Source organism: Pseudomonas sp. JZ134, from assembly GCF_051027695.1.
Lineage (GTDB): Bacteria > Pseudomonadota > Gammaproteobacteria > Pseudomonadales > Pseudomonadaceae > Chryseomonas > Chryseomonas luteola.
On sequence record NZ_CP069250.1, the window covers coordinates 1,992,526 to 2,005,420 of the forward strand.

The following is a 12,895-nucleotide window of genomic DNA, read 5'->3' on the forward strand; positions in this document are numbered from 1 at the left end:
GTGAAATGAGCAAGAACATCATGATCGTCGACGACTCCGCGACCATGCTGATGAGTCTGCGCAGCAGCTTGGAAATGTCCGGCTTTAAAGTCGAGGCGGCCAATGATGGCGTGCAGGCGATGAGCAAGCTGCAAGGCGGCTACAAGCCGGATCTGATCATCACCGATATCAACATGCCCAACATGGGTGGTCTTGAGCTGATCGGCAAGGCCCGTGCGTTACCTGGAATGCGCTTTGTTCCCATTCTGGCGCTCACTACCGAGAGCCAGCAAAGCAAGCGTGACGAGGCCAAAAAGAATGGTGCCACCGGCTGGCTAGTGAAGCCTGTCGGGGCAGCGGACCTGCTCAAGGTCATCAAGCAAGTCCTGCCGGGTGCCTAAGGAGCTGAGATGAATAACCAAGCCTACCTCAAAGCCGGATTGCTGCTGACCATCGTGGCGCTGGGTCTCAGCTCGCCGGTCTGGTCGGCTTGGCTGGCGCAACAGTCAACGCTGGCCTGCATGGGCATCGCCGTGTTTTTCTCCATTCCATTGTTATTGATGACGTGGAAGTTGTCCCAGACCTCTGTCCATGTTTCTGAGCGACTGGAAGAGCGAAGCACACACGCGGCACTGTTCGACAAGACGGTTGCTACGGCAAATGCCGTACCTGGCCTGAGCCGCATCGTGCAGCGTAACCTGAAAGAGGTGAGTGATGAGACCGAGCGCAACGTGCTAAGCGCCATTGAGCGCTTGAACAATATTCACCTCACGGGTCAGAAGCTATCCGAAACAGTGAATGAAGGCTGTAGCTCTGCTAAGCAATTATCTTGCGAGGCGGACAGCCATCAGCTACGCAACGAAAAGACATTGGCTACGCTGTCTTCATTTGAGAAGGAGCGCAAAGAAAGCCTGAGCAGCGATATCGAGCGTATGCGCCGACTATATGAAGAGGTCAAGGCGACGGGACCGTTGATTGCACTCATCAGCGATATTGCCAAACAGACCAACCTGCTCGCGCTTAATGCTGCCATCGAGGCTGCAAGGGCAGGGGACTCTGGACGTGGATTTGCTGTAGTGGCCACCGAAGTACGTAATCTTTCTGCCCGTACGGCAGAAGCTGCTAATTCAATCTCTTCAACCATCCAAAATCTGGCCTCGCGCTTTGAAGAAGAGTCAACAGCAGCCCAAAATCGCCAAGAGGATTTTCTAGCCAGGAGCGGGTTGGACCATGTGGGTAATGAGTTGCGCTCGATGGTCAAATATCTGCAGGAAGCAGCTGATTGCATGACAACTGTAGTGAGCGGCGTTAAGGGGTTGAGTTCCGAGGTAAATAATGACCTTCAAAACGTGCTGTCCTGCTTGCAGTTCCAGGACCCGCTACGTCAGCGCCTGGAGCAGAGCAGTCATATGCTGGACACCTTGAGCGATGTTATGGAGGCCTATGGTGTCGGGCTTGCCTCACCTGAAACCTGTCAGCCGGGGGAGCTACCTGATCTCGATGCTCGGATGCAAAAGCACCTGAACAGCTATGTGACGCACTCACAGCACAAAGGCCATCTCGAAGAGATAGGTCGAGGACACGAAGTGCAGTCTGAAGGGCTCAAGATCGAACTGTTTTAAACTTCATACGAATGCAAAAAAGGCCAGCGGGCTCCCGACTGGCCTTTTTTATCGGCTCATGCTCGATGGTTTAACGCCTTCGCCAAGCGATCCCCGCCAAATTGAATCAATGTGACAAGTAATACCAGCCCTGTAATGACAATCAACATAACCGATACATCGAAACGCTGGTAACCATAGCGATAAGCAAGGTCCCCTAGACCGCCCGCACCAATGGCGCCCGCCATGGCAGAGGAATTGATCATCGTAACAAGCGTAATGGTGAATCCGCCCACGATACCCGGCAGGGCCTCAGGTAGCAGAACATGCCAGACGATATGTCGGCGTCGGCACCCCATAGCCTGGGCGGCCTCGATCAGGCCATGGTCTACCTCACGCAGGCTCACTTCAGCGATACGGGCGAAGAAGGGCGTTGCTGCGATCGCCAACGGTACGACGGCGGCCCATACACCGTAAGTGGTGCCTACAATCAGGCGGGTGAACGGAATAAGAGCCACCATCAGGATCAGAAAGGGAATGGAGCGGAAGAGATTGACGACACTCCCAATCAGCGTGTTCAGGCGGACAGCCTCGAACATTCCACCTTTACCACTGGTAACCAAAAATACAGCCAGTGGAATACCGGCAATCAGTGCGATCAGGGAAGAGACGCCTACCATTAGCAGGGTATCCAGTAGCCCTTGCCATAGACGATCAATCAGCAGCGACATAACCCAATACCTCCACATCGTCGAAAATATGCCGAGCCCGCTTGATCAGCTCTTCCTGAGCGTGGGGAGAGCGCCTGATCGAGACCAGCAGATGGCCTACCGTGCGCCCTTGAAGTCGTTGGATGCTCGATCTGATAAGCGTGAGCTGTCCACCCAACGCGTTGAAGAGTGATCCCAGGTCGGGCTCACGGCTTCTTGAGCCACTCAGGCGCAGTTCAAGCAGGAGGGCATCGTTTTGGCGTAATGGCTGTGTCTGCAGACGCGCTTTAAGATCATCTGATAGCGTTTGCTGCAACGGAGAGAGCAGGGTGCGGGTCACGTCATGGTGGGGATCACCAAAGACTCTCCATACGGGGCCTTGTTCGACGACTTCACCACACTCAAGCACGACGACACGATCACAGATCTCGCGAATCACCTCCATTTCATGGGTGATCAACACAATGGTCAGCCCCAGCGACCGATTGATATCGCGTAGCAGTGCCAGAATGGCCTGTGTTGTTTCAGGGTCCAGTGCTGAAGTCGCTTCGTCGCATAGCAGGATATCAGGATCATGAACAAGCGCTCGGGCAATGCCGACGCGTTGCTTCTGGCCGCCGGACAGTTGCGCAGGATAGGCATCATGCTTGTTGTCCAGACCTACCAGCTTGAGGAGTGAGTCGACTTTCTGCTGCCGCTCCTGCCGCGGTACGCCGGCCACTTTAAGGGGCAATTCCACATTCTGCCGCACGGTTTTGGCGGAAAGCAGATTAAAGTGCTGAAAGATCATGCCGATGCGCCGACGCAAGGCAACCAGCTCGCTTGTGCCATAGCGACCGATATCTTCGCCGCCGATCAGAACCTGTCCTTCGCTTGGCTGCTCGAGCCGGTTGATTGTCCGTAACAGGGAAGACTTGCCCGCACCACTGCGCCCGATGATGCCGAATATCTCACCCCTGCACACAGCCAGATCTATACCATGCAGCGCACGCACCGGCCCTTGCTCACCGTTATAGGTTTTACCAATATCCTGAAAGCGGATATGGGTCTCGGCGCGTTCCAGTGCGGTAGAGGTAAGGGGGTAGGGTAGTGCATGAGAGGATTGGTCCGCCTCTGCTTCATGAGTGCTTCGAGCCTGCCGAATAGGTGTAATCGATCCCGTCATGAATCAGCTCCTCCAGCCGGTTTGGTAAAGGGTTCCATGTGCCTTATCCAATGCTGCACGCACAGCCGGAGAGTGCTGGTAGATATCGACGAACTTGCGTAGACGTTCGTCGTTCTGCCGGTCAGGCCGAATGACGAACTGGATGACGTATTCAGGATGATCAAGCCCGTCAAAAAGCAGAGCTGAGTAGGGGTCGAAGGTATTGGCCAGACGGATGTAGGCCGGGTAGCCCTGGACCAGATCGACATCATCATAGGCGCGCACCAGTTGAACGGCTTCCAGCTCGATGATCTGTATATGCTTGGAATTGGTCAGGATGTCGGCTTGAGTCGCCTTGTATCCCACGCCGGGCTTCAAGGTGATCAGGCCCGCTTTTTCCAGTAGTTGTAAGCCACGTCCTCCATTGACAGGGTCATTGGCAATTGCCACACGGGCGCCGTCCGGCAGGTCTTCGAAGCGTTTATACTCTTTCGAATAGAGGCCTACGTTGTTGATGATGCCGGGGGCATAGGGAATCAGGTTATAACCGCCCTCCTTTCGTGCATTTTCCAGAAACGGAATGTGCTGGAAGTAGTTCACGTCAATGTCCCCGTTAGCCAAGCTGACATTAGGGGCAATCCAGTCGGTAAACTCGACCAGCTCCACCTTCAACCCCTGCTTTTCCGCTTCAGCCACAGCTGCTTCCAGTGGAGGGGCAAAGGCTGCTGTCGTGCCGAGTTTCAGTGGCTCATTAGAGTCGGCCGCGTAGCTCATGCCTGCAGCGCCTAGCAGTGCTGCAAGGGCGAAGGTCTTTATCCAGCCACGGCCTGGGTTCAATCGGTGCAGCATATCGGTCATCCTGTTCAAGGTCATGGGAGGCGAGGCTGGAAGCGTTCCAGTAGTCGTTGAGATCAAATTGCAGTTCGTCTAGCCGTTTGGCTGGCCTGATGTGTCAGGTTTCGCCAATGTGTACCGGCATGGTCTGGTGGTAACCGAGCACCTTGGGCGAACAGCTTTTCACGCAGGGTGCCTGGCTCGTAGGCTGTCTTGTAGCGACCCCGTGCCTGCAACTCTGGAATTACTAAGTCGATAAAATCCGTATAGCTTTCCGGTGTAACGATGCGTGTCAGGTTGAATCCATCCAGCCCGGTTTCGTCGATCCATTGCTCCAGTGCATCCGCCACTTGGCTTGGCGAACCAACAATGAGTGGGTATCGGCTACCCAGAGCGTGCTGCTCAAGGAGCCTGCGCTTGGTCCAATCACTGTCCTTGGCGGTAAACGCCTTGACGACCGAATCGATGGCATTGGTCTTTTGATAACGGATAGGCTCATCAAGCCCATAGCCTGCGAAGTCGATACCCGTCGAGCTGGAAAAGTGAGCAAGGCCTGCTTCTGGATTGGCGTAGCGTAGATAGTCCGCATGCTTTTCCCGGGCCTCAGCTTCAGTCGGCGCAACGATCACGCTCAACCCCATAAAGACTTTGATGGCGTCCGGCGTACGCCCGGCGGCTACTGCGCTGGCACGTGTTCGGTCAACCTGATGCCGGACCGCCTGAATATTCTGGCCACCAATGAAAACGCATTCCGCATGTTGTCCGGCGAAATTAACGCCGCGTTCGGAAGAACCCGCCTGGTAAAGCAGAGGTGTGCGCTGTGGAGAGGGTTCGCTCAGGTGATAACCTTCAACGTCGTAGAACGCTCCGTGGTGTCTAACCTTGTGCACCTTATCCGGTCGTGCGTAGACACGGCCCAGGCGGTCAGCGATGACAGCATCATCTTCCCAGCTGCCTTCCCACAGTTGGTAAAGCACGCTTAGATATTCATCAGCCCGATCGTAGCGACGATCGTGCTCATGCTGAGCGGTAAGCCCCATCGCCTTGGCTGCGCTATCCAAATAGCCCGTCACAATGTTCCAGCCGATGCGGCCGCCCGTTAGGTGATCCAGTGTTGAGAATTGTCGAGCCAGCAGGTAGGGATGTTCATAGGTGAGATTTGCAGTCACACCAAACCCAAGATGCGTGGTATGGGATGCCATGGCAGAGACGAGAAGGAGAGGGTCGTTAACCGGAAGCTGGATGGACTCCCTTGCCGTGAGGTCGATACCGCCACCGTACACGTCGTAGACCCCTACGATGTCAGCAAGGAATAAAGCGTCGAATAGACCGCGCTCCAGCAGCTTAGCCAGCTCAGTCCAATAGCTCAGCGTCTTGTACTGGGTAGACGCATCCCGTGGATGCGTCCAGAGCCCATGGTTGATATGTCCGACACAATTCATGTTGAAGGCGTTTAGCCGAATCTGCTTCTTTGCCATGACAACCTCAGAGGTAGCTGCGTCGGGGCGGCAGGGTATCGTTCAGGTAGTAGTTGCCAATGGCGTGATATTTCCAGCGCACGGGGTCATGCAGGGTATGCACACGTGCGTTACGCCAGTAACGATCAAGGCCATGCTCTGCCAGACTGGCCCTGGCACCACCCAATTCAATGAGTTTATTGCCAGCCAGTAGAGAGGCCTCTGTACTCAACGCACGCGCCTCAGCGATCGCAATGGAGGCGGCAGCTACGGCGTCTGCGGTCGGATCTTGCTGCGCCTTGTCGAGTGCCTCTCCAGCGCGCTCAAGCAAGGCCTCCGCGGCGGCGACACGTATGGCCAGCCGGCCTATGTCACTGATCGTCAGGGGGTCTTCATAGGCATGTTCAACACCGGAATCGGGCCAGGGACGCGCCTGTTCACGGACAAAGAGAAGGGCATGCTCATAAGCACCTCGCGCAATACCTGTATCGATCGCTGCGTGTAACAGCTGGGCGAAAGGGCCTACCGTAGTAGGACGCTCAAATGCTGTTTGAAAAGGTACGACCTCATCAGCCGTCACCGCGACATTTTCGAGCACGACCGAGCCGCTGCCCGTGGTCCGCTGCCCAAAGCCAGACCAGTCATCAATGACGGTTACGCCCTCACGGGTGCGCGGGATAAAGGCCAGCCGCTGCTTGTCTTCGTCATCCACAACCGAGGTGGGGATGCGCTGAGCATACAGTGCCCCGGTTGCATAGAACTTGCGCCCGTTGACCTTGAAACCGTCCCCGTCAGATATGAGACGGGTAGTGCGGTCCAGTACCGTCTTGGTGCCAATCTCGGCCAGTGCATTGCCGTAGCGGGCACCTGCCAGCACCTCGGTATACAGCTTGCGCTGCTGCTCAGTACTGCCATTTACGCGCAATACTTCCAGCGCGTAGTAGTGATTTTGTGGTATCTGACCCAGGGAGCCATCCGCCGCTGCAATAATAGCGATGACCTTGGCGAGCGTTACGCTGGAGACTTCAGCACCTCCCAGTGCTTTGGGTACTGTAATGGCCCAGAGCCCGGACTGGGAGAACTGCTCCAATTCACTCCACGGCAGCGTCCGATGTTGATCCCGCTGAGCGGCGTCTTGCTTGAAAAGGGTGGCCAGCTCGGTAGCAATCCTTAATGCCTGTTCATCACTTTCGATCCGGTCGGCAATACCGTGCAATACAGGTGTATTCATGGCTCAGATCCAGGCGTGGCGGGCAGGGGATATGCCATTCAAGTGATAATTGCCAATGGCATGTACTTTCCAGCGCACAGGGTCATGAAGGGTATGCGTCCGTGCGTTGCGCCAATGTCGGTCAAGGTTGAACTCAGCTAGCGTGGCTCGGCTGCCAGCCAGCTCGAAGAATTTTTCACTTGCGGCTAGCGCAATCTCAGAGGTCAGTACCTTGGCCTGGGCTACTGCGATCGAGGCTTGAGCAGCCTGCAATTCATCAACCGGCTGGTCTTTAAAAGAATCAAGCACTTCGGCTGCCTTTTGCAGTAGCGCCTCAGCTGCATGTAGTTCAACTTCTAGCCGTCCAACCTCTGCAATCAGATAAGGCTCATTTCGTGCTTCAGTAATACCAGCCTCAGGCCAGGATCTAGTTTTACCAACAACAAACCACCTGAGATCACCCAAAGCAGACAAGGCTATGCCTGCATCGATGGCCGCATGGATCAATTGAGCATAAGCGCCTTGCAAAGAGGGCTTAGTGCTTAGCAATCCGCTCGGAATAATGTCTTCTGCAAAGAGACGAACATTATTGAGAATGACTGTTCCGCTTGCTGTGGTGCGCTGTCCAAAGCCGGACCAGTCATCAATGATTCGAAGCCCCGGCGTTCCGCGCCGGACGAACGCCATGACTTGTCGTCCGGTGTCATCCAATGCCTTGACGGTTACCCAATGGGCAAACAGGGCACCTGTCGAATAAAACTTTTCGCCGTTCAAGCGGAAGTGATCACCTTCGGGTGTCAGGCGCGCTTTCAGGTCCAATGTATGTTTGCTGCCGCGCTCGGGGCCTGCATTGCCTATTCTCCAGCCAGCCAACACGCTTTCGAATAGACGCTGCTGTTGCTCGGCGGACGCTACGCTTCGAATGACATTGAGAATACTGAAATGATTCTGGGGAATTTGAGCCAGTGCTGGATCAGCCTTGGCAATGATCTTGAAGATTTCAGCGATCGTCACAAAGGAAACCTGAGGGCCTCCAAAGGCTCTGGGAACGAATACGCTGCCCAGACCGCTGGTAGTAAAACGCTCGATTTCGGCCCAGGGAAGTTTGCGCTCCTGGTCACGCAGCGATGCTTCTTGCGCAGCGAAACGGGCTAGCTCATGAGCAGCAGCAATGGCTTCGGCGTCGGTAGTGAGAATACGGGCAGGGTAGACGGGTGGAGCTACATCCTGATCGTTATCAAGAAGGGTATCTGGCTTGAGCATACGGCCTCGCAATGAGCAATGCCGGCCAGATCCACAGCGGAGCCGGACCGACAGATGAAAAGTCAGTGCAGGTCCGGTGATCCGGTAAATAGACGTTAAAGGAATTTAAAAAGAGTTATAAATACTTTCTAGCTATAAGCTTAGAGCGAGCTTAAGGGCAGAAAGCTCGTTACTCAGGCTGTAAGGTCAGGAGCGCGTCTACAAGCGACTCAGCCAGATATTCCACCGAGAAAACACCACCATAGGTCCAGGTTGAGCGGACCGTAGCGAATCGTCGTGCTTGCACGAAGGGCATCGCCTGCCAGAGGCGGGTAGGAAAGAGTTTGTCCTCTTGGGAGAACGGCTCGATATGGAGCACAGCGCCTTCACATATCTTTCCCAAGTCACTGATAGGTTTCTGTGTAATACCCCAGGCGGTAGCGGGTAAAGGGTAGGCAGGCTGAAGATGCAGTAGGTTCATGGCATATTGAGGCATGGAATTGTCGCCATACACATAAGCCACCGCCGGCGTAGAAAAGCGAATCATTGTGACTTTCGGAGGTTCGCCATTGAAGTGCTCAAGCAGCCGCTGCCGTAGTTCAGCAATATGGCGATCCATTTCCGCCAAGCGCTGCTGTGCCTGATCGAGGCGATTAAACTGCCTGGCCAGTGTCAGATAATTTTGCCGTGCGGTTTCGTAATTGTTGTGATCCTGTCGATAGCTGTCGAATGACTCTACCGGGGCGATCCGCTCAAGCTTGCCACGTAGATCTTCAAGAGCCGGGCTGGAGATGATCAGGTCTGGCTTGAGTTCGGCCAAGAGCTCAAGATTGGGCTCGACACGGCTTCCGGCATTGAGAACCGATGACGGCAAAGTAGGGCGCACGACCCACACCTTGTAGTCATCGGCGTCCGCTACTGCCAAGGGCGTGATCCCCATTTCGACCAAGTGTTCAGCCGCTTCCCAGGTGAGCGCAACTACCCGCTGCGGTGTTTTGGCTGCGTGAGCGAGTGCAGAGCCGATCATCAAGAGTCCGGTTAGGACCCAACGGAGCAGGCTGGGACTGATTTTATGCTTGAGCAACCCTACGCGCCTCGCTGTCTGGCTAACAGAATAATGAAATAGACTCCACACAGAACGGACGCCACGATGCCTACCGGCATCTGAAGCGGATAGATCATGACACGGCCTATCCAATCGGCAACAAGCATCAAGACGCTACCCAGCGTGGCGGCGAGCAAGAGTTGAGGCAGGACTTTCCTGGCACCCAGGATGGCTGCAATATGCGGTGCCAGCAGGCCCAGAAAGGCGACCGGCCCCATTACGCTGGTCACGAGCGCACACATCAGCGAAACCAGAACCAGTAGCACGATACGTAGGCGCGTCAGATTCAGGCCGCGACCAAGGGCAACGCCGTCACCTATCGAAATCAGCGACAGGCCTCGATGGAACAGTAGACTGACCCCTCCGATAAGCAGAACGCCTACACAAAGTCCGACAGACTGGCTGGCCGAAACCCGGTAGGTCGAACCCGCCAACCAGCCCATGATGGCGAAGGAGTCTGCTGTCCCCTTGGCCAGGGCAAATTGAAGGATGGCGTCCAGCAATGCCATCAGGGAGATACCTACCAATGCCAACATGCCCGGTGCATATTGGTGCCGGCGACCAAACAGAAGCAGCACAGCCAAGACCAGCATGCTCCCGGCAAAAGCCGCCAATGGCCCGCCTGCAGTCTGGATAGTCCCACCCATGACAAACGCACTTATGAGAAGGGCAAGCGTTGCCCCGGCGGAAAGGCCAAGAATGTCCGGACTCGCCAAGGGGTTGCGCAGCAGACGTTGAAGAATGGCACCTGCAATCGCCAGTCCGAATCCTGCCGAGGCGGCCGTTAGCGTCCGCGGCCAGCGAAAGGACCAGACGAGGGAGGAGGGCCAGTTCAGTTGCCAGCCTTGGGCGCCCGGCGCCAGGCATAGGGTCAGTAATGCAATCGCCAGGGCAATGCCCAGAATAAGTACCCAGCCTGATGTGGTGATTCTCCGGTCGCTATTGCCTGGGAGCGTCAGTCCGCGCTGATCTTCTGCCGACATTTTGCGGCGCGAAAGCCATAAGAGTGCCGGTGCACCTATCAATGCGGCCGCGGCTCCGCTGGGAATCAGGTTGATCGTCCATTGACTGGCGAGCACAGCCAGTGCATCGGTTGTCAGCAGTAGAACAGCTCCCAGCAGCGTGCTGTATAGCAGTTCATCAAAGGCGGTACGAGCGCCGAACAACCGCGCAAGATTAGGTGTGAGCAGACCAATGAATCCAATCAGGCCGACCGCGGTAATGGAAACGGATGTGAGCCACAGTGAGGCGAGAAACAGCATCAGCATAACCGGCCATAAACTCATGCCGCGTGCTTGTGCACCTTCACTGCCCAGGCGCAGCAGGGTCAACGGTCGCTGAGCAAAGGCCAGGACAAGCAGACCGACCGCCAGCTTGGGCAGCAGCCAGATGACCCATTGCCAGTCCATTTGCGCCAGATCGCCAGCCCCCCAGAGGAAAAGATTCCGGGCGTACTGATCGTTGAGCAATACGAGCCCCGAGGCCAGCGCTCCTAGAAGAAGATTCATGGCCATACCGGCCAAAACGATTGGAAGACCAGCAATACCAGATCGCCCTGCAATCAACAGGACAATGCCTACTGCAGCCATTGCGCCCAGTAGCGCGGCCCATTCACCATGATCGGCAGCCAGGGTCGGTGCAATCAGCGTGGCACAAACCAGTCCTAACCATGCCCCTGAGGCCGACCCGATAGTCATGGGTGAAACCAGACGATTTTGCGTCAATTGCTGAAGAAGACTGCCTGATAAGCCCAACGCTGCCCCAACCAGAAGACCCATAACAACCCGTGGAAGCGCAGAGTCACGAAATTGCAGCAGCGTGAAGTCTTGGCTGGAGGCATCGAACAAGGCATGCCACTGCTGACCTAACGACAGCGGTGAAGCAATCTGCAGGTGTACGAGCAATACCAGAAGCAATGACAGTAGCGTGAGCGGATAACGCAGAAGACCTGGTGCAGTAGATAACATGGTTCTGGACGGGGCGCCCGTCCCGGTGCGAGTAACGTGCATCTTCAGGCAACAACCGCAATCTTGCGCTGCGCCGCAGGCTGCTCAATGAGTTGAATATCGATCTCGTACAGCTCGGATAGCAAACGACTGGACAACAAGGCCTGTGGCGTCCCGTCAAAGAACAGCCGACCCTGCTTGAGGGCAACGATACGGTCGGCATAACGTGTAGCCAGATTGATGTCGTGCAGAATGACGACAATTCCGCGGCCGGTCTTCTGGTTCAGCTCATGTAAAAGGCCCATCAGCTCATACTGATGGGAGAGGTCCAGGGCCGATGTGGGTTCATCTAGCAGAATCAGTGGCGATTCTTGGGCTAGCAGCATCGCAATCCAGGCCCGTTGCCGTTCGCCGCCGGAAAGGGTGTCGGTCAGGTGATCGGCATAATGTGCCACATCGGTTTGTTGCATGGCTCGCTCGATGATCGTCAGATCTTCACGCTGCCAGCGGCCTAACAGACCGCGCCAGGGAAAACGGCCCAGGCGCACCAGTTCACGTACTGTAAGCCCGGCGACTTCCGGCAACCGCTGAGGCAGAAAGGCAATCAGCCGCGCAAATTCCCGCTGGCTCAACCGTGCGATGGGCTGGTCGTCCAGCTCGATCCTGCCACTGTCGGGCACGGTCTGACGCGCCAGCAGGTTCATCAATGTCGACTTGCCGGAACCGTTATGCCCTAGGATGACTGTCAGCTCATTTCCGGCAAGCCGCAGCTGGTCCAGACTCAGAATGAGTCGTCCGCCGCGGTTGACGCGGATATCAGTGAGTTGCAGCTTCAAGGGTTAACTCCTGTCGTAAACGGGCAATGCGCTCTTCCTGCTTGAGCTTGGGGCAGGTGCTGCATAATTCGCCATCTGCGCGGCGGAAGTGTTGGCAGCAGACCTTGCGTCCAAGCGCCAGCCGCTCTTGTCCGTCGTCAAGCGCAATGCAGATCAGCTCGCTGTTGTCCTTCAGGCCCAGCGCTTCGAGCCACATACCTTCCAGCACACGCATACGGGTGTTGCATAGCGTTTCGCGCAGGTTGTTCTGCACATAGAGAAGGGCTGCCAGCACGCAGTCTGCCGCCAGCCGACGGGCCATTTTCGGGTTGAGCTTGAAAACCGTTCCTGCCTCTTCCAGCTGCCGCTCGCAAAGGTTCTGTAATTGCTTGGCGGCGACACGAATCAATGTGTCCTGGTCGGCGATATAGGGACAATGATCATGCAGGTAAAACCCTGCCACGAACCCGTGGTGCACGCGCTGGGCAAACTGATCGAGAGAAGGAACACATCGACCGAGGTGGACACCCAGAATCGTCAGGTAGATCGGCTGCCAGACCATGAGCGTCCAGCTACGCGCTGACCAGTAATGGGGGCCGGCCTCCGGATGGGCCTGCTGCCAATGGTCATAAAGCGCTGCAATGCGCACAGGGTTTTCGGCACTGCCGCAGGCGAGGTCATCCGGGCCTGCAGGGCCTATCGTTCCCTTGAGCCCTAAATAGGAAAGGGCGGAAAGATCCAGCAGGCGGGTAAGATCGGTCTTTACCTGAATCGTCATACGTCGGACCCAGAACGAGGTTGGATGTCATCTCCCGAACGTCTGGTTCGGCCGTTCGGGAGGACATGCTCGGA

Annotated in this window: 12 protein-coding genes; 2 read left to right on the plus strand and 10 right to left on the minus strand. The window is 56.0% G+C overall.

Annotation, left to right across the window (positions count from 1 at the left end):
• Positions 1 to 5: 5 nt before the first annotated feature.
• Both JQR86_RS09285 and JQR86_RS09290 read left to right on the plus strand, forming a co-directional pair.
• The gene (locus JQR86_RS09285; protein ID WP_010798348.1) at positions 6 to 380 is read left to right on the plus strand and encodes a response regulator; all 375 of its coding nucleotides are present in this window, start codon (positions 6 to 8) and stop codon (positions 378 to 380) included.
• 159 nt (positions 381 to 539) lie between these two features.
• Positions 540 to 1,601 (plus strand): methyl-accepting chemotaxis protein, encoded by a 1,062-nt coding sequence (locus tag JQR86_RS09290; RefSeq protein ID WP_404627616.1) that lies wholly within the window; start codon positions 540 to 542, stop codon positions 1,599 to 1,601.
• Between the two features lie 56 nt (positions 1,602 to 1,657).
• Here JQR86_RS09290 and JQR86_RS09295 read toward each other — a convergent pair whose 3' ends face one another.
• The 10 genes from JQR86_RS09295 to JQR86_RS09340 form a co-directional block, all read right to left on the minus strand.
• The gene (locus tag JQR86_RS09295; protein WP_407361831.1) at positions 1,658 to 2,311 is read right to left on the minus strand and encodes a methionine ABC transporter permease; all 654 of its coding nucleotides are present in this window, start codon (positions 2,309 to 2,311) and stop codon (positions 1,658 to 1,660) included.
• Positions 2,295 to 3,455, minus strand: coding sequence for a methionine ABC transporter ATP-binding protein (locus tag JQR86_RS09300; protein ID WP_434154752.1), 1,161 nt, complete (start codon positions 3,453 to 3,455; stop codon positions 2,295 to 2,297). Before JQR86_RS09300 ends, JQR86_RS09295 begins: the two co-directional genes overlap by 17 nt.
• Before the next feature lie 3 nt (positions 3,456 to 3,458).
• Positions 3,459 to 4,283 carry a MetQ/NlpA family ABC transporter substrate-binding protein gene (locus tag JQR86_RS09305; RefSeq protein WP_407361830.1) on the minus strand — a complete coding sequence of 275 codons (825 nt, stop codon included), beginning with the start codon at positions 4,281 to 4,283 and terminating at the stop codon, positions 3,459 to 3,461.
• Between the two features lie 62 nt (positions 4,284 to 4,345).
• On the minus strand, positions 4,346 to 5,746 hold the full coding sequence (locus JQR86_RS09310; RefSeq protein WP_407361829.1) for an LLM class flavin-dependent oxidoreductase: 1,401 nt from the start codon (positions 5,744 to 5,746) through the stop codon (positions 4,346 to 4,348).
• 7 nt (positions 5,747 to 5,753) lie between these two features.
• The gene (locus JQR86_RS09315) at positions 5,754 to 6,956 is read right to left on the minus strand and encodes an SfnB family sulfur acquisition oxidoreductase (protein WP_434154753.1); all 1,203 of its coding nucleotides are present in this window, start codon (positions 6,954 to 6,956) and stop codon (positions 5,754 to 5,756) included.
• A 3-nt stretch (positions 6,957 to 6,959) separates the two neighbouring features.
• A complete protein-coding gene (locus JQR86_RS09320) occupies positions 6,960 to 8,198 on the minus strand; it encodes an SfnB family sulfur acquisition oxidoreductase (RefSeq protein WP_434154754.1) in 1,239 nt (412 codons plus the stop codon).
• 169 nt (positions 8,199 to 8,367) lie between these two features.
• Entirely contained in the window at positions 8,368 to 9,204 is an 837-nt protein-coding gene (locus JQR86_RS09325) for an ABC transporter substrate-binding protein (RefSeq protein ID WP_434154755.1), read from the minus strand.
• Between the two features lie 59 nt (positions 9,205 to 9,263).
• Positions 9,264 to 11,249, minus strand: a complete 1,986-nt coding sequence (gene fhuB / locus JQR86_RS09330) for a Fe(3+)-hydroxamate ABC transporter permease FhuB (RefSeq protein ID WP_434154756.1) — start codon at positions 11,247 to 11,249, stop codon at positions 9,264 to 9,266.
• 44 nt (positions 11,250 to 11,293) lie between these two features.
• Positions 11,294 to 12,064, minus strand: coding sequence for an ABC transporter ATP-binding protein (locus tag JQR86_RS09335; RefSeq protein ID WP_244322578.1), 771 nt, complete (start codon positions 12,062 to 12,064; stop codon positions 11,294 to 11,296).
• Positions 12,045 to 12,821, minus strand: a complete 777-nt coding sequence (locus JQR86_RS09340; RefSeq protein ID WP_150347372.1) for a siderophore ferric iron reductase — start codon at positions 12,819 to 12,821, stop codon at positions 12,045 to 12,047. The genes JQR86_RS09335 and JQR86_RS09340 overlap by 20 nt, the downstream gene beginning before the upstream one ends.
• Between the last annotated feature and the right edge of the window lie 74 nt (positions 12,822 to 12,895).